Below are 21177 nucleotides of genomic sequence, written 5' to 3'. Positions count from 1 at the left end.
ATAACTCATAATTGCAAGATAAAGAATCAATTATAATAGAAACTCTAAAAAAAATAAATAAAAATAATTTTCGACAGAAGGAATTCATAATTCGATGTCGAAATCATATACTCCGACAAGAAATATTTATATACTGTAAACAGATATCACAATGGAATATCACTCAATGAGGAGGAAGTACATTGCAAAAAATTGAGGTATTGTTGGCTGATGACAACCGGGAATTTACGAATTTGCTTGCTGAATATATTTCCGATCAGGAGGATATGGAAGTTACAGGAATCGCCTATAACGGCGAAGAAGTGCTCCAACGCATCGCAGAATCCCGCAACATACCTGATGTACTTATTTTAGATATTATTATGCCTCACCTGGATGGTCTCGGTGTGTTGGAGCGTTTGAGAGAAATGAACCTGACTCCACAGCCGAAAATCATTATGCTGACTGCATTCGGTCAAGAAAATATTACACAGAGGGCCGTACAGCTCGGGGCATCTTATTATATTTTGAAGCCGTTTGACATGGAAGTGCTGGCTAACCGTGTTCGCCAATTGGTGGGACCGCAGTTAGTTAGCAGCAGTCCGGTAACCATTTCATCCATGCGGTCCAACGTAGTACCTATGGGTAAGACGAAAAACCTGGATGCCAGTATCACGGCCATCATACATGAAATTGGTGTACCAGCTCACATCAAGGGCTATCAATATTTACGCGAAGCCATTACGATGGTGTACAATAATATCGAAATCTTGGGAGCCATCACCAAAACATTATATCCGGCAATCGCCGAAAAGTTCAAAACGACGGCATCTCGCGTAGAACGCGCCATTCGTCATGCTATCGAGGTAGCATGGACCCGAGGAAATATCGACAGCATTTCACATCTGTTTGGTTACACCATTAATATCAGTAAGTCCAAACCAACCAATAGTGAATTCATAGCGATGGTGGCAGATAAGCTGCGGATTGAGAATAAGGTGTCCTGAAAGAGTCAGAATGATTGATGAAGCAAGGGATTTTTGGGGTTTGACGTTTATCAATGATAATTGCAGGGATGGCTTCTAATCTCCAAAACAGCCGCCCAGATTACCGATAAACTTCTGAATAGTAGAAAACTAATACCGCCTTTTTATTGGTTCTTCCAAGAACCAGTAAAGGAGCGGTATTTTTTATGAACGATTTTCAATTTCAACTGGACAATTTAAAGTTTTCTTCAATTATCGTCATTTCATTGCTATCAGTCGTCGTTCTACCAAGGGAGAGAGTTGGAATTGTTATTGAACTATTGCTTGATCGACAAGCTCTATAAGAAATATAATTAAAACAATCTTTCAAATGAGGTGAATCGGATGTCATTCCGTATTGTTCGAGGTATTTAGTTTCCGGGCTGGAAAAAACGCGTACCAGCCGTCAAGGGAGAAGTCTATCCTTTTGGCTACAAAAACTAAAATTCTGAATGATATCGGTCTGCTAACTCGTAGTTTTTATCCTTAATTGGAAGGTGGAAGAAAAATGAATTCAATAGAATATAAAGAGTTTTATGATAAGGTTGGAAAAATCAACGGATGGGATTTCAGCAATGTGAAATGTATCTCCAAAGGAGTAAAATGGGACTTCTACAATGAAGTGGCGAAGACATGCAAGAAGTCGGATATATTGCTTGATATCGGTACTGGCGGCGGGGAAGCAATTTTATCAATAGCAGATTCTGCATTACTTCTAGTTGGGATTGACCATTCCACCGGAATGATTGAAACAGCAACCAAGAATTCTGCTGAATCAGACATAGCAAATGTTCGTTTTCTCCAGATGGATGCTGAAAATCTGAATTTTCCTGAGAACTTCTTTAATGTAACCTCTTCTCGACATTCATGTTTTTATGCAAAAGAAATAGCAAAGGTGTTAGTAAAGGGTGGTATGTTCCTGACACAGCAAGTAAGCGAAAACGACAAATTAAATATTAAAGAAGCGTTTGGAAGAGGACAGGCATGGGGTGCTAAGAAAGACTCGTTAAAAGCTAAATATATTACCGAATTAAGTGATGCGGGCTTTAACGATATACAGTCATTTGAATTCAATGCAAACGAATATTATCAGACTCCTGCAGACTTAATATTCCTCTTGAAACACACTCCAATTATTCCTAACTTCGGAGAAAAAGAAATTGATTTTCAAATACTCCAACAATTTATTGTGGACAACCAAACCGAAATAGGAATAAGAACAAATTCAGAACGATTTATGGTGATTGCTAGGAAGTAAAACATAAAGGGATACCCGTTTCTGGGTATCCTTTTTTTAGAACTTATAAGTTTGATGGAATAAGTGAATAAAGATTTTCAGCATCTCCCTCGCTATATGACGATACAATTGTTGGGGATTCTAAAACATAATGCTCTCCACGAGGTTATAAAATAAACCTGAATCAGTTGCACCAACCATCACGAAGGGAAATTTTCCTTTTGTAAACAGTTCTGAAATTCTCTTTAATTTTGATATAAACAAAGTGTCGTTTCTTGTCGATATAGTATCTAATATAAAGAGAACTGAGGAGCGAATATATGAAATTTAACATTCGAACAAAATTGATATTGGGTTTTCTTGCGGTAATAATCCTGCTGATCGTGATTAGTACAGTATCTATCTCAAAAATGAAAAACCTAGGTGACACTTCGATGGCAATTGATAGCCATTGGATGCCAAGTGTGACCATACTGGGAACACTAAATGGTGATGTATCTGATGTAGAGCGGATTTCATTAAACATTATTGTAGAACGTGACCCAGAGGAAATGGAGAAGGTTCAGGCCGAATATGATAAGGTTTTAAAAAAGGTCGAGGACGGCCGCAAAACATACGAAAAATTAATTGCTACCCCTAAAGAACGCGAAATGTACGAAGAATTCTCCAAAAATTATACGGAGTATTTGGCTAAGTTGCCTGAAGTGATCGAAGCAGGTAAAGCTAATGATTATGCTCAATCAAGCATCCTTCATCAAGAGTCCTATAAGTTATGGTATAGTTCAAACGATATGATCAGTCAGCTCATTAAATTGAATGCAGATGGATCTAAACAGACTACGAAAGAAGCTGTTGACAACTTTATTTCAGGGAGACAATTGATCATCGTTTTGAGTATAGCAGCCGTTATATTAGCATTGATCATGGCAATCATCATAGCCCAAATTATTTCTAAACCTATCTTGCGGATCAGTCGTGCTGCTGAAAGTATTGCATCGGGTGATCTTACAAGTGAAGCTATCATTGTGAAGGGCAAGGACGAGATCAGTACGTTGGCACATTCCTTCAATGTCATGGTTGAGAACCTTCGTCAACTGATTCAATCTGTGAGTAAGACGACTGAGTTGGTAACCACTTCCTCAGAAGAATTGACGGCCAGCGCAGAGCAAAATAGCCAAGCTTCTGCACAAATAACCGAAACGGTGCAAGAAGTAGCTACTGGAACAGGAGACCAGGTAGATATGGTGACGAAATCGTCCCAAGCTATTGAGGAAATGTCTATCGGTGTTGAGCAAATCGCCATCCGCGCGCAAAATGTATTCGCATCTGCGCAAGATGCGGCCCATAAATCGGCTGAAGGTAACCAGATGATTCAACAGGCAGTTACGCAGATGAATGCCGTGAATGATTCGATGAATGGATTGGCAGATCTCATGGCTGGATTGGGAGAGCGCTCAGACGAAATTGGCAAGATCATTGATGTTATCACCAATATTTCTAGTCAGACCAACCTTCTTGCCTTGAACGCTGCGATTGAAGCGGCCCGTGCAGGAGAACATGGTCGCGGATTTGCTGTAGTTGCAGGCGAAGTTCGCAAGTTGGCTGAACAATCGGCTCATTCAGCTCAACAAATTACGGAGCTAGTGGGATTGATTCAAAAGGATACTACCCATGCTATTGAGGCGGTAGCGTCTAACGGGAAGGATGTCATGACAGGTCGTGAAGTTGTACAAAATGCAGGCGCATCCTTTGAACTCATTCAGGAAACCGTAAATAAAGTGGCCAGTGAAATTGAAGAGGTTTCTGCCGGATCAGAACAAATGTCTGCAAGTACAGATGAGATTGTTGGTTTTGTCAGACAAATTTCAGCGATTGCTGAGGAAGCCGCAGCAGGGACACAACACGTATCTGCCGCAACTCAGGAACAGCTGGCGTCCATGGAGGAAATTGCTTCATCTGCAAGAAACCTGTCTACGATGGCAGAGGATCTGCAAGGGCAAATTGGTAAATTCAAAGTATAATTCGTATACTGCTTTTTATGTTTCAGAGGAACTAGCTGCTCTATTGTGAGCGGCTTTTTTCTTTTTTTATTAATATATTGTGATTAAAGGGTGGAGATATGAGGAATCTGTAATTGGAAAGATATGATATAATGGTGGGAACTTCTTTGGGTTGGAGTGACATCATGGACAATAAGACTGAACTTAAAACAAGTGACCTACGTCAGTTAGCGATAGAAAAAATTATAGCTACACCGTTTTTGAATGATTTTAAATATCTGAAAAGCAGAAAAGTTTTGAAAAAAGAAACCAAGGAATTTATATTTGGAATTTGTTTTGGTGCGACGAAATATGGTGCATTAAAAGTTTATATTATCGTAGAATCCAAAAGAATAAAAAAGAAGTATAGTACTGGGGCTTGTTTTCACAGTGAGCTGATTGCTCTCACCAAGAAATATACGGGAAACAGGGATTACCTTGTGTCCACAGAAGCAGAAAGAGAACGGGTGATCCAAGAGATTATTGAAGATATCTACACTTTCGCGTTGCCCTTTTTCAAGCGATTTGAACATGTAGAAACACTAGCAGAACAAGTACATAAGTCAGGCTTTTTACCGCATCGCAAACGCTTTGATAAGTTTAATCCTTTGACGAAAAGATTCATTGATTTTTATTATCAAGGGGAGTAATGTAGCCATCTGGGACATTTTTGTTCTCACCATTGGGCAGTAGGTAAGCATTTTGATAAGGAGAACGAATTCCATGGGGGGGATATTATCGTTTTTCAAAAGGATGATGTACAATTTGTAAAACGGATCAATGTATCCCTCAGGAAAAGATGATTTACCTAACATGCTCAATTTCTTGCTTAGAGGCGAGTCGGATGTTGCAATGGAGGGTACGATTTTTATATGGGTAGACAATCGGATGAACAGCACAGAGGCTGTATAACGGGTATATTTCAATGAATAAAGCTATAGGCTAAGTCATCGCATTGAACGGGCTAGTGGTATTAACCCAATTAATTCTAAAGCAAAGGCGGGGATGAGAGCATGTGGAATAGTCTGACTTGGGTGTTCTTCGGCGTGTTGTTGGTGGCGTTGGGTTGGATTGTTAAAGCAAGGCGTAGTCGCAGCAGCAACAAACAAGTGAATGAACAGCAGGGCAGTAATGTCGTTGAATTTCGTCCTCGTAAGTCCGCTCGACAATCCCGCACCGGAAATGAATCTAAGTCTAAAGTGTCTTCCGGTTCACGCCCAAATGAAAAAGCAGCAGGTATTCAGGCCCAAACTGGATTTGGACTGTCTGACTCTATCCAGGGCACAGGCAAGCAAAAATGCTCCTTTTGTAAAAAAGAAGACAAATTAACCTTCTATGCGGATGACAATGGATCGCTGTATGGGGTATGCAAAGAGTGTAAGCATAAGGCGGAAAGACAGGATATGTTGCCACTTTAGTTTATACAGACGATTGAGGACCATCATAAAAGAATTGTTATAATTGATAAAAACTCCCAACCGTATGTAAGTAAATTGGTTAGGAGTTTTTTGTTTGTGCTTTACATTGTTATCTAATTTGCCTGTCAATCAATTCCTCAAGCGCATCTGCTATGTGATCTGGTCCATAGGATAGCTCTTCCCGGCTTAAGCTCAACCAGGCATGACGCTCATCCATATCAAAGGCAGTCTCCAGCCAACCAGATAACCCTCTGCCCCTGCGGTCTACTTCTACAAGCACATGCACACCCTCGGGTTCCAACTGCATAATCAGCTCCAGCTCCTCGATATCACGTGCATACTCTGATCCGGGCGTAAATTCAAATTCCTGTACGTACGGAACACCGCGTCCCAGCTTAGGGTGACGTTCGCAGGTGGAGGAACGGAATCGGAAGCCCAACAGGTGAACCGCCTCAAACACTGTATTCATATAGGGATGTGGCTCGATTTTGAGTGAATCACGATCGGTTGGGTCCAAAGCCATGCCAATATCTAATGCTGTTTCCAGCCAGACGGGCTGTTTGGCATGAGTAACAGGAGTTTCCAACGGCAATCTGAAGGAAAAAGGAATTTCAAGCTCCTGTCCTTGCTGTAGATGAAAGCCATCTGATACCTTGATCCGTGCAATGCAGCAGGTGGTGGTAGTTTTTTTATCATCGTGCTCCACGATATATTCAGTCTTGAGCTCAATGTCAATTTTGCCGATTTCCTGATCAATCTTGCCGCCTTTGATGCGCATGATACCACTAAGTTCTTCCCCAGGCACATATACGGCTTGATCTACCAGCGTATCGACTTTAGCTGAACCGATTCCTGCGCTTGCTAAGATTTTGTTGAAAAAACTCATTATTTCGTCCCCCCAGATAACCTCATGGTCATGATATACAAACGAAAACTAAAAACTTGTACAGCTTAACCGGATATACGGGGCAATGGTTCGAATCGTTCCAAAAAAATGCAAGAAAAAAGTAACTGGTACTCAAGTAGGCATATTGCAGCTTGTCGATCTATCTGTCTACTAATCGCAGTTCACTTTATGAGGAGGTATAAAGCAATTTCGACAGCGAGGCTCATAAGCCTCAGAGTCACCGATCATCACAATAGGTCCTACAGTGGAAGGTTTACCATTTACCATACGTTGCGTAAATACTGCTTCCGAGCTACCGCATACAGCGCAAAAGGAAGTCAGCTTCTCGATGTCATCCGCCATGGCGAGCAGACCACCAACATAGCCGAACTCCTTGCCCCGATAATCCAGATTCAGCCCATCGGCAATTACATGCTTGCCGCAATAAGCTAACTCTTGTACGAGCGACATAATATGACGACTGAAAAACTGGACTTCGTCAAAGGCAACCACGTCTGCATCTTTTGTTTCTTGCAAAATACGCTGAACGAGCTCATCTGTGAGTTTTCTGGGGATAGAGATAGCGGGCAGGCGATATCCGATCCGGCTTACTATTTCGTCCTCGGCATAGCGGTTATCTTCAGCGGGTTTGTAAGCGACCACTTTACGATGCCCGTATTGGATTAGTTTTTGACAGCGGCGAATCAATTCGCCGGATTTTTCACTGAACATGGGGCCTGTAATAATCGTAATTCGTCCTGTAGGCAAAGCGAATTCCCCTCTCTGTAACATGTACATAACACTGTAAATCTTCTTCTCCGAAAGAAAACGCCATTATAGATTACCATAACCAGCCGCATACAGACTAGAGAAAATATATTGTTTTTCGACATGTTGTTGTATGTCTATTCCTAAAACGTAAATGTGGTCGTCATTGCTCTGCCGCCTCTGGCATGATATGGTGAAGCGTAGTGGAATGAAGGGAAGAGTGAAAGGCATGGACGAAAAAAATACGGATTATAGTGCCAAAAAAGGAGCATTACTGGAGCAAGGGCTGATCAGCCCGCAAGCTCTAGAACTCATCACTGAGCTGGAGACAGAACTGAACTTTCTGCGCAAGCAAAATGAATCATTTCGCAAGGCGCTGCGAGCCAAATCAGCACAAAGTCCAAGGATGTCTACTAAATTACGAGATGCGCTGTATGAATGATATGGAAAGATATCTGGATTAAAGGGTTATCTTTTTTGTAGCCTATGCCTAAATGCTATATTTTGTACAGTGAAATAAAGAGAGTACAATAAGCTATATATAATCAATTGTTAATGGAGGAGAAACATGACTATACATTGTGATGTCGCTATTTTGGGTGGAGGAACCGGGGGGTATGTAGCAGCCATTCGTGCCGCCCAGCTAGGCAAGGAAGTGGTTATCATCGAAAAGGACAAGCTTGGTGGAACCTGTCTGCACCGTGGTTGCATTCCGAGTAAAGCCTTGCTGCGCAGTGCGGAAGTATATGCGACGATTAAGGAAAGTGCACAATACGGTATTGAGACATCGGGAGCACAGCTTGTATTTCCTAAGGTTCAGGAGCGTAAGGAAGCCGTTGTGGAGCAACTGCATCAAGGCGTTCAATTTTTGATGCGTAAAAATAAAATTACGGTGCTGAGTGGTAAGGGACGTGTGATTGGTCCGTCTATATTTTCTCCAAAAAGCGGGGCAGTTGCTGTGGAACTAGAAAATGGTGAGATGGAAACGATTGTTCCTACACATCTCATTATCGCAACGGGATCACGCCCGCGTGTGCTGTCCGGACTGGAGCCAGATGGCGAATTTATCCTGAGCAGTGACGAAGCGTTAACTATGGAGGAGCTACCAGCATCCCTGATTATCGTGGGCGGTGGTGTTATTGGCGTAGAGTGGGCTTCCATGCTAAATGATTTTGGCGTGGAGGTTACGGTGGTTGAAGCCGCGAATCGACTTATTCCCACGGAAGACGAAGACGTTTCGCGTGAAATGCAGCGCTTGTTAACCAAGCGTGGTGTCAAGGTGCTGACGGGTTCACAAGTGCTGGCTAAAACATACGGCAAAGATGAGGAAGGCGTACAGATTGACGTGCAAAAAGGGGAAGAAACCGAAACCCTCAGCGCTTCCAAATTGCTCATTTCTGTAGGGCGTCAGGCAAATGTGGAAAATATCGGGCTGGAAAATACGGATATCCGCGTAGAGCGTGGCTTTATCTCGGTTAATGAGCATTTGCAGACGAATGAACCACATATTTACGCCATTGGAGATTGCATCGGCGGCTTACAACTGGCGCATGCGGCGAGCCATGAAGGTTTGCAGGCGGTTCATCATATGGCGGGCGAAGAGTTTCACAGTGTACCTAACCATCTGATTCCGCGGTGTATTTATACACGTCCTGAAGCCGCGAGCGTCGGCTTAACGGAGCAAGAAGCCCGTGAGCGTGGACATCAGGTGAAGACAGGGAAGTTCCCTTTTCAAGCTATCGGAAAATCGCTAGTATACGGCAGTCGGGACGGCTTCGTCAAAGTAGTGGCCGACGAGAAGACCAATGATATTCTCGGTGTACATATGATCGGTACGCATGTGACGGATCTGATCAGCGAGGCCGCTCTTGCGCAACTGCTGGATGCTACGCCATGGGAAGTCGGACAACTTATTCATCCGCATCCGACGTTGTCGGAGATTTTGGGAGAAGCGATGTTGGCCGTTGATGGACAGGCGATTGGCATATAAACGTTTCAAATAAATCGGTGCTTTTCTTTTTGGGGAGAAAAGGATTATAATGGGGTTAGCCAGAGTTTAGTACCAGGTTTTAAGACAAGATGGTACTAGGTACTGGAAGTAGGATGTTTGACACTTAAGGAGGTGCCTCAATGAGTTCTAAAGGCGCTGTAGACGCTGGCTTCAGACATGAACAGCTGGGACTTACTCACGGACAAGTTATTGATATGTACAGATATATGTTGCTCGCAAGAAGATTTGACGAGCGCAACATGCTCCTGCAACGGGCAGGGAAAATTAATTTCCACGTTTCTGGCATTGGACAGGAGGCGGCACAAGTAGGTGCAGCTTTCGGCCTTGACCGGGAAAAGGACTATTTTCTTCCCTATTATCGGGATTATGGATTCGTGCTTGCGGTAGGAATGACGCCGCGCGAACTAATGCTGTCGGCATTTGCCAAGGCAGATGATCCCAATAGCGGCGGTCGCCAGATGCCAGGACATTTTGGTAGTAAACGGCTGCGTATTGTGACAGGCTCCAGCCCAGTAACGACACAGGTTCCGCATGCAGTAGGTGTAGCTTTGGCTGCCAAAATGCAGAAAAAGGATTTTGTTTCGTTTGTTACGTTTGGGGAAGGCTCCAGCAATCAGGGAGATTTTCACGAAGGCTGTAACTTTGCTGGTGTACAGAAGCTGCCAGTCATCATTATGTGCGAGAACAATCAATATGCGATATCGGTTCCGATTCATAAACAGTTGGCAGGCAAGGTAAGCGACCGTGCTTTGGGATATGGTTTTCCAGGGATTCGAGTCGATGGTAATGATGCGTTGGCGGTATATGCGGCGGTGAAGGAAGCACGGGAACGTGCTGTCCGCGGTGAAGGTCCTACGCTGATCGAAGCCATGATGTACCGTCTGTCTCCTCACTCCACCTCTGATAATGATCTGGCTTACCGGACCAAGGAGGAAGTGGATGAGAACTGGGCCAAGGATGGCGTAGCCCGTATGAAAAACTACTTGATTGAATGCGGCATTTGGGATGAGGCCAAGGATGCGGATCTGTCGGCTGAGCTGCTGCTCGAAGTCAAGGAAGCGATTGAATATGCAGATAATGCGCCTTTTCCAAAGCCCGAAGATACGCTGCTGCATGTGTATGCAGATAGCGATGGGGAGGGCCGGTAACAATGGCGATTATGGAATATATTGATGCGATTCGTCTTGCCATGAAAGAAGAGATGGAGCAGGATGAAACGGTTTTTGTATTAGGTGAGGATGTCGGGGTGAAGGGCGGCGTCTTTACAACGACAAAGGGGCTTATGGACCAATTCGGTGAGCAACGTGTCATGGATACGCCATTGGCTGAGTCTGCTATTGCCGGGGTTGCGATTGGTGCAGCCATGTACGGAATGAAGCCGATTGCCGAAATGCAATATTCGGACTTCATGCTTCCGGCGACAAATCAGATTATTAGTGAAGCAGCTAAAATCCGTTACCGCTCTAACAACGATTGGAACTGTCCTGTGGTAATCCGCGCGCCAATCGGTGGTGGTATCTTTGGTGGTTTGTATCACTCTCAGTGTCCAGAATCTATCTTTTTTGGTACGCCGGGTTTGAAAATTGTTGCTCCATTTACACCTTATGACGCAAAAGGATTGCTGAAAGCAGCCATTCGTGACCCTGATCCAGTGCTGTTTTTTGAAAATAAAAAATCCTACAAGCTGATCAAGGGTGAAGTGCCTGAGGATGATTATATCGTTCCGATTGGCAAGGCTAATCTATTACGTGAGGGTGACGATATTACGGTCATCGGATATAGCCAGCCTTTGCATTTTGTCATGCAGGCTGCTGAGGAATTGGAGAAGGAAGAGGGCATTACCGCACATGTTGTGGATTTGCGCACACTCCAACCGCTGGACCGCGAAGCCATTATTGAGGCTGCACGACATACAGGTAAGGTATTAATCGTGCATGAGGACAACAAAACGGGCGGCATCGGTGCCGAGGTATCGGCAATTATTAATGAGGAGTGTCTGTTCGAGCTGGATGCGCCGATTGAGCGTCTATGTGCTCCTGATGTACCAGCCATGCCGATCAGTCCACCGATGGAGAAGTTTTATATGTTAAACAAGGATAAAGTTAAGGAAGCCATGCGCCGTCTTGCAATGTATTAATAAAAGCTAGATTGGACGAAAGCATTCCAAAAGTATAGCGGGGGCAGCGGTAAAACGCTCCCTCCTATGATGTTAAGGAGTTGAAAAAATGTCAGACCAAACACAATGGAACGACGTGACCATGCCACAATTGGCAGAATCGCTCGTATCGGCGACAATTGCCAAATGGCTCAAACAACCTGGTGAAACGGTAGAGCAATTCGAGCCGATTTGCGAGGTTATTACAGATAAAGTGAATGCAGAAATCCCATCCACATTGGACGGCATTATGGGTGATCTGTTGGCAGAGGAAGGTCAGACAGTAGCGGTAGGCGAGTTAATTTGCCGTATCCAGACGAAGTCGGCTGCACCTGCGGCGGCATCAGGAGCGACACCTGCTGCACCAGCATCTCAAAGTACCGTACAAACACAATCTCAGCAGAGTGCTGGATCGGACCAGTCCATGAGAGGACGTTTTTCCCCAGCGGTGCAAACCCTGGCTGCTGAGCATAATGTCGACTTAAGCCAAGTACCAGGCACGGGCATGGGGGGGAGAATTACCCGCAAAGACGTGCTGAATTATGTGCAGCAGGGCGGCTCTGCTCCCACTGGAGTATCTGGACAGCCGACTGCGACAACATCAGGACAAGGCTCTCCTTTTGCAGGAAGACAGCAGTCTGCCACTCAGCACAGCACACCGATTCAAAATATGGACCCTGCTATTCCGGTTCGTAACAGTGGGATTCATTTGACGGAGGCTCCAAAGGCTCCTGTGATCGAAGTTGAGGGTGGCAACAATAACAGATCCGAGTATTTTATTGATGTTACACCCATTCGCAGTGCAATTGCTCGCAATATGCGACAAAGCGTTTCCGAAATTCCACATGCATGGACGACGATTGAGGTGGATGTGACCAACCTGGTAATGCTCCGCAACAAGATCAAAAACGAGTTCAAGCAAAAAGAAGGCATCAATATTACGTATCTGGCTTTCCTCATGAAAGCAGTCGTGAATGCAATCAAAGAATATCCGATCATGAATTCGGTGTGGGCTGTGGACAAAATTATCGTCAAAAGAGATATCAATATTTCGCTAGCCGTGGGTACAGAGGACTCCGTTCTTACTCCTGTTATTAAAAAAGCGGACCAGAAAAATATTGCTGGATTAGCTCGTGAAATTGACGATTTGGCACGTAAAACCCGGGAAGGCACGCTCAAACTGGACGACATGCAAGGCGGAACGTTCACTGTAAACAACACAGGCTCCTTTGGTTCGATTTTATCTTATCCGGTAATTAACTATCCGCAGGCTGCAATTCTTACCTTTGAATCCATTGTCAAAAGACCAGTGGTTATTGATGATATGATTGCGGTTCGCTCGATGGCTAATCTGTGCTTGTCGCTGGATCATCGCATTTTGGACGGAGTGATTTGCGGACGATTCCTGCAACGGGTTAAAGAAAATCTAGAAGGCTACACTTTGGATACGAAGCTGTACTAATCATCCGAACAGTGGGGGAAATGTACGGAGAGGAAGTGACAGGCCGTGAACAGACGACCGCTTGATGTAACCTATACGAATAGGATGGAATATGCCCATGCATGGGATGTCCAGAAGGAGATTGTGGGAAAGCTGGATGCGGGAGAGGCAAGAGAAACGCTTATGCTTCTCCAGCATCCACCGACCTACACGATTGGTTCTCAGCGGCATCCTGAACATTTGCTCCTCACACCAGAGCAACTGAAGGAGCAGGGAATCAGCGTCTTTCAGATTGACCGTGGGGGAGACATTACATATCATGGGCCGGGGCAGCTTGTCGGATATCCTCTACTTATGCTCGGCAACCGGGAGGCGCTGAATCTGCACGGATACCTTCGAAGTCTGGAAGAAGTGATCATCCAGTTGTTGGCATCTTATGGGGTTGAGGGAAGCCGTAAGCCTGAATATACGGGGGTATGGATCGGGAATCTAAAAATTGCGGCCATTGGCGTCAAATTCAACAAGTGTAAGCACCGTCGGGGCTTCGTAACCAGCCATGGCTTTGCCTTTAACATCAAATCAGGGATACAGCATGAGGGCTTTGAGGGCATTGTCCCGTGCGGAATTCAGGAATACGGTGTGACATCATTGGAGGACTGCATACAGAAGCCTATGTCGGTGGAGCAGATTGCGAAGGAAATTGTACCGTTCTTTGAACAGCAATTTTCATTTGCTGCGCAATGGCAAACGCATTCTTTCCAATAAAGGTAAGGCGGGCTATTGTGTATGTACACGAAAGCCCGCCTGTTTGCTTTACGTAACAGCTCGTCCACTCAAGGCTTCAATAGTGCCTTAGAGCAGCCGGATACCTTGAGCGGTATAGTTATTATAGTGGCATAATAAACGGCTCAATTACCATGAACAGCGTAGAACCAATCATAGCTGCGAGCATAATGTAGACGAAAAAACGAACCCATTTTTTGTTCGACATGTGTAACTCCTTTAGGATAGGTTTAAGTCATAGATAAGAACATCTATCCGTATTGTAGCGTAATCGGGAAAGAGAGGAAAGTTTAATGACAGTAAAAGTAGTAAAAGACCGAATCGTACAGGAATTTATGGAACTCGTACAGGTGGATAGTGAAACGAAAAATGAGCAGGAAATATCACGTGTTCTAAAAGAAAAGTTTAATGCACTCGGGCTGGAAGTAATGGAAGACGATTCTCGTGAAAGAACCGGACATGGTTCAGGAAATCTGATCGTCACCTGGAAAGCGGAAGGTGTGGAGCAAGCACCCAAATTATTTTTTACCTGCCATATGGATACCGTTACTCCGGGTAAAGGCATTAAGCCACAGTTGGGTGAGGATGGCTGGATTCGTAGTGACGGTTCAACGATTCTGGGTTCTGACGACAAGGCGGGAATTGCTGCTTTGTTCGAGGCGATTCGTGTCGTGCGCGAGCAGAATATTCCCCATGGTCAAATCCAGTTCGTGATTACGGCTGGCGAGGAATCTGGTTTGATGGGTGCACGGGCGATGAAGCCAGAAGTGCTAGATTCTGATTTCGGATATGCTTTGGATTCGAATGGTGAAGTTGGCTCTATTTGTATAGCTGCCCCAACGCAGGCACGTATTGAAATGAAGATAACTGGGAAGTCCGCTCATGCGGGGGTAAATCCCGAAGATGGCATTAGTGCCATTCAGGTCGCTTCTAAAGCCATTTCTAAAATGAAACTAGGACGGATTGATAAGGAAACGACCGCTAACATCGGCAGTTTCGAGGGCGGCGGCGCGACGAATGTGGTATGCGATTTTGTATTGATCCGTGCAGAGGCACGTAGTATTGTGCAGGAAAAGGTTAATCATCAAATCCAGCATATGCGTGAAGCGCTGGAAACCACCACACGCGAATTTGGTGCACAGGGAGAGTTCCGCAGTGAAGTCATCTATCCGGCATTCAGCTTTACGGAGCATGACGAAGTTGTACAGGTTGCACAGCGTGCAATTCAAGGACTGGGACTGGCAACGCCGACCTTCCATTCCGGTGGTGGCTCAGATGCTAATGTATTCAACGGGCTTGGAATTCCAACGGTGAATTTGGCTGTGGGCTACCAGAACATCCATACAACAGAGGAAAAGATTAAGGCCGATGACCTCGTGAAGGTTGCTGAAGTTGTCATAGCTCTGATTCAAGAAACCACAAAATAAACTTGTATCATACACTTGCAACATACTGAAAAAAAGGTTCAGGTTAAAGACAGGAACAGCGTTCCTTCGTCTTTAGACCTGAACCTTTTTTGGAACAGCTAGCGAAGCGATGGTGGCGGTAGGTCCGTGTTCCTTTTGCCACTGACGCAAGAGTGCTTGAATCTGCCAGGCTTTACCAACGATATGGAGGGTGCTTTCAGTACGGTAGCTTTTCATTTCTGCATCTCCTTATGACAGGAAGTTTGTTATCCTACCACCAGCATATGTACAAAGTGGACAAGTTAGACTAACTTTGGTGATAATTAATAAAGAAAGATAGATATGAAGGAGGAAACTTACCGATGAACGAGCAAACGAACGGACAATTGAACAATCCAACAAACGATGCACATTGCAAGCCTTATTCCAATCCTGCGCTGGAGGAAAAGACTGTGTCCACACAGCCTATTTTTGAGGGAAAGGTCATTACATTACAGGTAGACACGGTAGAGCTTCCCGACGGCTCCACTGGAAAGCGTGAGATCGTAAAGCATCCAGGTGCGGTGGCTGTTTTGGCTCTACATGAAGGGAAAATGCTGGTCGTGGACCAGTACAGACAGGCGATGGGGCGCTGTGAGGTAGAAATTCCTGCAGGTAAGCTAGAGCGGGGTGAAGATCCGATGGAAGCAGCGGGGCGTGAGCTGAGAGAAGAGACAGGTTATACTGCCAAGTCGTTGAAGCTGCTACACTCCTTTTATACCTCTCCTGGCTTTGCGGATGAAATCATCCATCTGTATGTGGCCGAAGAACTGGAGTTAGGTGAGATGGAACCGGATGAGGATGAATTTCTGGAGTTGTTTGAGGTGACGCTGGAAGAAGCACAGACGCTCATTCGTGAAGGACGGATTAGTGATGCCAAAACGATTCTGGCCGTCTATGCGTGGCAACACCGCCAACATACAGGGAGCTTCTAAGCGGATGGATGAAAATATAGTAGAACTTATCGACTACTTTGCAGACTTGCATATTCATATTGGCAGAACAGAGAAGGGAAATCCGGTCAAAATTAGTGGCAGCCGCGATCTGACCTTTGCCAACATAGCTAAGGAAGCCTCCGGTCGTAAAGGAATTGGGCTGATCGGTATCATTGACTGCCATGCACCTAATGTACAGGAGGATATTCGTACCTATTTACATACGGGTGAAATGAAAGAAATCAGCGGCGGCGGTATCGCTTACCGGGATACGGTTATTCTCCTTGGCACGGAGCTAGAAATACGTGCTGAAGGTCGCCCTGAGGCGCACGTACTGGCCTATTTTCCAGATCTGGCGGCGATGAAGGATTTTACCCAATGGCTGGCCCGGCATATGAAAAATGTTAATCTTAGCTCACAACGAATCTATGCGCCGCCACGCGAGTTGCAGCAGCAAATTTACGGACGTGGAGGCATTATGGTGCCTGCGCACGTGTTTACTCCTCATAAGGGCATATACGGCAGCTCAGCGGCCCGTATGGAGGAACTGCTGGATATGGAGCTCGTTAGCGGGGTGGAGCTGGGGCTGAGCGCAGATTCATCTATGGCCGGTTTGATTTCGGAACTGGATCGCTTCAGCTTTCTCACGAATTCAGATGCCCATTCACTTGGGAAAATCGGACGAGAATACAACAAATTATCACTGGCAAAGCCGTGTTTTGATGAATTCAGAATGGCTTTGGAGCGGCGGGAAGGACGACGGGTGCGTGCCAACTACGGATTAAATCCGAAACTGGGCAAATACCATCGTTCTTACTGTCAAAGCTGCGGTACGATTATTGACGAGCAACAGATGGCGGATGAACGTTGTCCTGACTGTGGTCATACCAAGCTGGTGCGAGGTGTGCTGGATCGAATATGGAGCATTGCCGACCGTGAACAGTCCATGATTCCTTCCCATCGTCCGCCGTACATTTACCAGATTCCCCTGGAGTTTATTCCAGGTCTGGGCAAAGCCAAGCTGAACCAGCTATTGGTTGCATTTGGAACAGAAATGAATATTTTACATGAGGTTACGCAGGAGGAGTTAGCAGCAGTCGTCGGAAAAGTGCTAGCAGAGCAAATTGTGCTTTCACGCGAGGGGCGACTGTCTCTTGTATCCGGTGGTGGTGGAACATACGGCAAAATAGCTAAGTCCTAGTAAAGTCTTGTCCCTCTAAAGGCATATCAGCGTCTGCTTGTTCATAACCATAAATTATCTATGCCGCTGGCTTGGCACATCATTCGTGATGCTTGATCCTTGATCTGCAGTGAAAGTTGCCCCATTTCTAGCCATCAGCCGTCGGATTACGGTTGTTTTTTGGACAAACAAGCAGATGAAAGGGGCAGGACGCCGATGCAATGGTTTCGTCATACGTTAAAAGATCAGACGCCGTATTATGTTTTCTTGGCTGTGCTGTTTCTGGTGGGAGTCGTCTTTGGCGCACTTATGGTAAACGCACTCTCGCTGGAGCAGTTACAGGATTTGTCCCGTTACCTGAAGGATTTTTTTGTAACAGTCAATCAAAACGAACAGGGCTTCGCTGATTCGCAGGCGGCTTCGACCTTTTGGGATAGCGTATCTTTACATCTGAAATGGGTCGGCCTAATTTGGGTGTGTGGCCTTTCGGTTATTGGTCTACCGGGCATTCTTGTATTGAATTTCCTCAAGGGTGTGCTAATCGGATTTTCAGTAGGTTATATGGTGGGGCAATATTCGTGGAAAGGACTGCTATTTTCTTTGGTTTCAGTTGCTCCCCATAACCTGCTCGTCATTCCGGTACTGCTCGTCTGCAGCGTGGCTGCGATGACTTTTTCCATCCATATGATCAAAACCAAAATACTCGCTACCCGGCCGTCAGACGGGATGCTGCGTCCGTTGCTGTCTTATGCAGGATTGACTGCTGTGATGATGGTGCTTCTTATCGGTAGCGCGTCCTTTGAAACTTGGATCACCCCGGTTATGATGCAATGGGTCACTCCTATGCTGACAGCTTCCGTATCATCTTGATCCGTTTCAAAATGTTTGACTTTATTTGTATAGACCCCCTATAATAATAGGAGTGAAAAAAGTGCAGTAGGCAGTAGCTTTGCAGGGGGAGGGAGACACATGGAAGCACGGATCGAAAAAATTAAGCAGCAGCTGCAATCCCAGGGCTACAAACTAACGCCTCAGCGGGAAGCCACCGTCAGAGTTTTACTTGAGAACGAAGATGATCATCTGAGTGCGGAAGATGTATTTATGCTCGTCAAAGAGAAAGCTCCCGAAATCGGTCTGGCAACCGTATACCGTACCCTAGAACTGCTAAGTGAACTGCATGTCGTGGAGAAAATTAATTTTGGTGATGGCGTTGCGCGTTATGATTTGCGCGGCGATACAACCAAACATCACCATCACCATTTGATATGTGTGCAGTGTGGCAGTGTAGATGAAATACTGGAAGATTGGCTTGGACCATTGGAGGAGCGTCTGGAACGGGAATATAATTTTACCGTAGTGGATCATCGTTTGGACTTCCACGGTATCTGTTATCGTTGTAAGGCGAAGAACGATACGACGGCTCAGAAATCTTTGGGCAAATCCAGAAAACACAAATCTCAGGACTAAAAGCTGACTACCCAAGCTCTCACCGACGAAGATGCGTTCGGGAGAGCTTTTTTGGTTAGGAATCTGTTGTTCGAGATTAAGTGGTATAAAAAGGAATAGCTTGTCATACCCTTCCATAGAGAGTCCTAATAGGGACTATATTCTGAGGAAAAGGCGGCTGATCCACATGGTACTATCGTTGCGGAGAGGACTAAAATGGCTGCGTTTGGTAATATTGTTCGGAGTGCTAGCATGTATGTTCTTTTATAGCCTCAGGCTGTTTACAGATTGGATAACACCTGTAGATCATTACCGAATACCGGAAGGACATGCAGTTAAGGTATTTGGCGGGCAAAAAGTAAATGAAGGGTCCGAGCATCGAATAGCAGTGTTGGAACGTTTACGTTTCTTTTACTGGTATGGTGAATAGTCTAAGTAATCGGTCTTGATGAGCTTATGATATGAACGCACACGAAGAAGCAGACGCTGAGACTGAACCGTTGTATGCAGAACAAGGAGACTTTTGGAACTCATGAAAATGTACATTCAACCTTTCGTTCAATATATGGAAGAGGAAAAAGGTTTGTCGCACAGCACATTGGAAGCGTATCAACGGGACGTACAGCAGTTTGCCGAGTTCGCAGAAAGCTGTGGTATTGAGCAGCCGGATAACGTCCAACGGTCACATCTGGTACTGTATTTGGGCCGTTTGAAGGAACAGGGAAAAGCTGCGGCGACGATATCACGTAGCGTCGCCTCCATTCGCTCCTTTTTTCATTTTCTTATTCGGGAGGGAATTACGATCCATGATCCGTCCGTTCTGCTGGAGCTGCCCAAAGCGACTAAAAAGAAGCCCTCGGTGCTAACGCAGGATGAGATAGAGCGTTTGCTGGACGCGCCGGATGTGACTGCCCCGCAAGGGGTGCGAGACAAGGCGATGCTGGAGTTGCTATATGCGACGGGCATTCGTGTATCGGAGCTGATTGCCCTAAACGTGGGTGATGTCCGCACCGATCTGCGCTTTGTGCACTGTGGCGGCGAGGCAGGCAAGGAGCGTGTTGTACCGATCAGCCGTGAGGCATCACAGTGGGCACAAGCCTACATGGACGAGCAGCGTCTATTATTGCTGAGATCCGGGCAGGGTGAAGAAGCTCAGGTAGAGCAGGAAGCCATGTTCCTGAACGTATCTGGTCAGCGTCTCAGTAGACAGGGCTTCTGGAAAATGATTAAGAAGTACGGCCAGGAAGCAGGCATAAGCGAGGATATCACGCCCCACACGTTGCGGCATTCCTTTGCGGTACATATGCTGGAGGGCGGAGCGGACTTACGCTCTGTACAGGAAATGCTGGGTCATGCTGATCTGTCAACGACGCAGGTATATGCGCAGACGGCCAGACGGAATATGAAGGAAGTATATGAAAAGCATCACCCGCACGGCGGCAACCGCACTTCTCATGAAAGCAAAGATCGAACGTAACGATACTTTGCTTTCATAGAAAATGTGATAATGACTATAACTTTACGATTGTACAAGTCAGGAGAGATATTAATGTCAACAGCCAACCAATCTACAATTCAGGAAGCAGCAGATTATATCCGTGCCAAGAGCGGAATACGTCCAGAGATTGGTCTTATTCTGGGATCAGGTCTCGGTATTCTGGCCGATTTAATTCAGGATGGAATTAGTATTCCTTATCAGGATATTCCCCATTTTCCTGTATCGACGGTAGAAGGTCACGAGGGAGAATTACTGTTAGGCACGATTGAAGGTCGCGCTGTCGTCATGATGAAAGGGCGCTTTCATATGTATGAGGGATATGGCCCGCAGCTGACGGCTTTCCCAGTTCGGGTGATGAAGCAATTGGGGATTCAAAGTCTGCTGGTGACGAATGCAGCAGGTGGTGTAAACACTTCCTACGAAGCAGGCGATCTGATGGTCATCTCGGATCATCTTAATCTGACAGGACAAAATCCATTGATCGGACCGAACGATGCTGGTCTAGGCGTTCGTTTTCCAGACATGTCGGAGGCGTACAGCCGCCGCTTGCGTGAAATTGCCAAGCAAACGGCTAACCAACAGGGCTTCAGTCTGCAAGAAGGTGTATATGCTGGATTGCTGGGGCCTAACTATGAAACGCCTGCTGAAATCGTTATGCTGCGTACACTGGGTGCAGATGCGGTGGGTATGTCGACCGTATCTGAGGTTATTGTAGCCCGTCATGCAGGTATTGAGGTACTGGGCTTCTCCTGTATCACGAATATGGCCGCAGGCATTCTGGATCAGCCTTTGTCTCATGGTGAAGTGATGGAGACGGCAGAGAAAGTACGTGAGCAATTTTTAAAACTTGTGCTAGCGATTATTCCACAAATGTAGATTGGGGATCATGTTCAACCGAAGCGGTGGACATATATCCCAAGAACCCCATATC

General features: G+C 45.6%; 23 protein-coding genes. 19 read left to right on the top strand and 4 right to left on the bottom strand.

Annotated elements, in window-relative coordinates:
* The first annotated feature begins 182 nt into the window (after positions 1 to 182).
* The 5 genes from spo0A (at position 183) to NSS66_RS08905 (ending at position 5698) form a co-directional block, all read left to right on the top strand.
* Entirely contained in the window at positions 183 to 986 is an 804-nt protein-coding gene (spo0A, locus tag NSS66_RS08925; protein WP_023989239.1) for a sporulation transcription factor Spo0A, read from the top strand.
* Positions 987 to 1512: 526 nt separating this feature from the next.
* Positions 1513 to 2262 (top strand): class I SAM-dependent methyltransferase, encoded by a 750-nt coding sequence (locus NSS66_RS08920; RefSeq protein ID WP_068941555.1) that lies wholly within the window; start codon positions 1513 to 1515, stop codon positions 2260 to 2262.
* A gap of 299 nt (positions 2263 to 2561) precedes the next feature.
* The gene (locus NSS66_RS08915; RefSeq protein ID WP_028540601.1) at positions 2562 to 4262 is read left to right on the top strand and encodes a methyl-accepting chemotaxis protein; all 1701 of its coding nucleotides are present in this window, start codon (positions 2562 to 2564) and stop codon (positions 4260 to 4262) included.
* Between the two features lie 113 nt (positions 4263 to 4375).
* Positions 4376 to 4930: a hypothetical protein gene (locus tag NSS66_RS08910; RefSeq protein WP_340958787.1), complete on the top strand. Its 555-nt coding sequence runs from the start codon at positions 4376 to 4378 to the stop codon at positions 4928 to 4930.
* 363 nt (positions 4931 to 5293) lie between these two features.
* Positions 5294 to 5698 carry a hypothetical protein gene (locus NSS66_RS08905; protein WP_340958785.1) on the top strand — a complete coding sequence of 135 codons (405 nt, stop codon included), beginning with the start codon at positions 5294 to 5296 and terminating at the stop codon, positions 5696 to 5698.
* A 109-nt stretch (positions 5699 to 5807) separates the two neighbouring features.
* Here NSS66_RS08905 and NSS66_RS08900 read toward each other — a convergent pair whose 3' ends face one another.
* A complete protein-coding gene (locus NSS66_RS08900) occupies positions 5808 to 6584 on the bottom strand; it encodes a sporulation protein (RefSeq protein WP_023989233.1) in 777 nt (258 codons plus the stop codon).
* A gap of 171 nt (positions 6585 to 6755) precedes the next feature.
* Positions 6756 to 7352, bottom strand: a complete 597-nt coding sequence (locus NSS66_RS08895; protein ID WP_023989232.1) for a thymidine kinase — start codon at positions 7350 to 7352, stop codon at positions 6756 to 6758.
* A gap of 208 nt (positions 7353 to 7560) precedes the next feature.
* On the opposite strand from NSS66_RS08895, the gene NSS66_RS08890 reads away from it, so the two are divergent.
* The 6 genes from NSS66_RS08890 (at position 7561) to lipB (ending at position 13724) form a co-directional block, all read left to right on the top strand.
* Positions 7561 to 7794: a hypothetical protein gene (locus NSS66_RS08890; RefSeq protein ID WP_013310799.1), complete on the top strand. Its 234-nt coding sequence runs from the start codon at positions 7561 to 7563 to the stop codon at positions 7792 to 7794.
* A gap of 126 nt (positions 7795 to 7920) precedes the next feature.
* Positions 7921 to 9342, top strand: coding sequence for a dihydrolipoyl dehydrogenase (gene lpdA, locus NSS66_RS08885; protein WP_023989230.1), 1422 nt, complete (start codon positions 7921 to 7923; stop codon positions 9340 to 9342).
* A 140-nt stretch (positions 9343 to 9482) separates the two neighbouring features.
* On the top strand, positions 9483 to 10511 hold the full coding sequence (locus tag NSS66_RS08880) for a thiamine pyrophosphate-dependent dehydrogenase E1 component subunit alpha (protein ID WP_068941562.1): 1029 nt from the start codon (positions 9483 to 9485) through the stop codon (positions 10509 to 10511).
* Between the two features lie 2 nt (positions 10512 to 10513).
* Positions 10514 to 11500: an alpha-ketoacid dehydrogenase subunit beta gene (locus tag NSS66_RS08875; RefSeq protein WP_013310796.1), complete on the top strand. Its 987-nt coding sequence runs from the start codon at positions 10514 to 10516 to the stop codon at positions 11498 to 11500.
* Positions 11501 to 11588: 88 nt separating this feature from the next.
* Positions 11589 to 12980: a dihydrolipoamide acetyltransferase family protein gene (locus NSS66_RS08870; protein WP_023989228.1), complete on the top strand. Its 1392-nt coding sequence runs from the start codon at positions 11589 to 11591 to the stop codon at positions 12978 to 12980.
* A gap of 45 nt (positions 12981 to 13025) precedes the next feature.
* Positions 13026 to 13724, top strand: a complete 699-nt coding sequence (lipB, locus tag NSS66_RS08865; protein WP_068941567.1) for a lipoyl(octanoyl) transferase LipB — start codon at positions 13026 to 13028, stop codon at positions 13722 to 13724.
* A gap of 121 nt (positions 13725 to 13845) precedes the next feature.
* Here the strand turns inward: lipB and prli42 are convergent, their stop codons facing one another.
* The gene (prli42, locus tag NSS66_RS08860; protein WP_023989226.1) at positions 13846 to 13950 is read right to left on the bottom strand and encodes a stressosome-associated protein Prli42; all 105 of its coding nucleotides are present in this window, start codon (positions 13948 to 13950) and stop codon (positions 13846 to 13848) included.
* Between the two features lie 85 nt (positions 13951 to 14035).
* Here prli42 and NSS66_RS08855 point away from each other — a divergent pair, with 85 nt between their 5' ends.
* Positions 14036 to 15169, top strand: coding sequence for a tripeptidase T (locus NSS66_RS08855; RefSeq protein ID WP_023989225.1), 1134 nt, complete (start codon positions 14036 to 14038; stop codon positions 15167 to 15169).
* Between the two features lie 72 nt (positions 15170 to 15241).
* Here the strand turns inward: NSS66_RS08855 and mciZ are convergent, their stop codons facing one another.
* Positions 15242 to 15385, bottom strand: a complete 144-nt coding sequence (mciZ, locus tag NSS66_RS08850) for a Z-ring formation inhibitor MciZ (RefSeq protein WP_076159536.1) — start codon at positions 15383 to 15385, stop codon at positions 15242 to 15244.
* 125 nt (positions 15386 to 15510) lie between these two features.
* On the opposite strand from mciZ, the gene NSS66_RS08845 reads away from it, so the two are divergent.
* The 7 genes from NSS66_RS08845 to NSS66_RS08815 all read left to right on the top strand — a co-directional run bounded on the left by NSS66_RS08845 (position 15511) and on the right by NSS66_RS08815 (position 21122).
* Positions 15511 to 16122: an NUDIX domain-containing protein gene (locus NSS66_RS08845; RefSeq protein WP_076264831.1), complete on the top strand. Its 612-nt coding sequence runs from the start codon at positions 15511 to 15513 to the stop codon at positions 16120 to 16122.
* Between the two features lie 4 nt (positions 16123 to 16126).
* Positions 16127 to 17323 carry an endonuclease Q family protein gene (locus tag NSS66_RS08840; RefSeq protein WP_209943680.1) on the top strand — a complete coding sequence of 399 codons (1197 nt, stop codon included), beginning with the start codon at positions 16127 to 16129 and terminating at the stop codon, positions 17321 to 17323.
* Positions 17324 to 17518: 195 nt separating this feature from the next.
* The gene (gene spoIIM, locus NSS66_RS08835) at positions 17519 to 18172 is read left to right on the top strand and encodes a stage II sporulation protein M (protein WP_023989222.1); all 654 of its coding nucleotides are present in this window, start codon (positions 17519 to 17521) and stop codon (positions 18170 to 18172) included.
* 99 nt (positions 18173 to 18271) lie between these two features.
* The gene (fur, locus tag NSS66_RS08830; RefSeq protein WP_023989221.1) at positions 18272 to 18769 is read left to right on the top strand and encodes a ferric iron uptake transcriptional regulator; all 498 of its coding nucleotides are present in this window, start codon (positions 18272 to 18274) and stop codon (positions 18767 to 18769) included.
* 166 nt (positions 18770 to 18935) lie between these two features.
* A complete protein-coding gene (locus NSS66_RS08825; RefSeq protein WP_023989220.1) occupies positions 18936 to 19178 on the top strand; it encodes a YqzK family protein in 243 nt (80 codons plus the stop codon).
* Positions 19179 to 19280: 102 nt separating this feature from the next.
* Entirely contained in the window at positions 19281 to 20225 is a 945-nt protein-coding gene (gene xerD / locus NSS66_RS08820; RefSeq protein WP_340958779.1) for a site-specific tyrosine recombinase XerD, read from the top strand.
* Between the two features lie 72 nt (positions 20226 to 20297).
* Positions 20298 to 21122: a purine-nucleoside phosphorylase gene (locus NSS66_RS08815; RefSeq protein WP_023989218.1), complete on the top strand. Its 825-nt coding sequence runs from the start codon at positions 20298 to 20300 to the stop codon at positions 21120 to 21122.
* Positions 21123 to 21177: the final 55 nt, after the last annotated feature.

It is taken from the genome of Paenibacillus sp. FSL R10-2748 (assembly GCF_038005565.1).
Lineage (GTDB): Bacteria > Bacillota > Bacilli > Paenibacillales > Paenibacillaceae > Paenibacillus > Paenibacillus polymyxa_B.
Note: the sequence above shows the minus strand (reverse complement) of the source record. Positions and strands in the feature narration are given on the sequence as shown.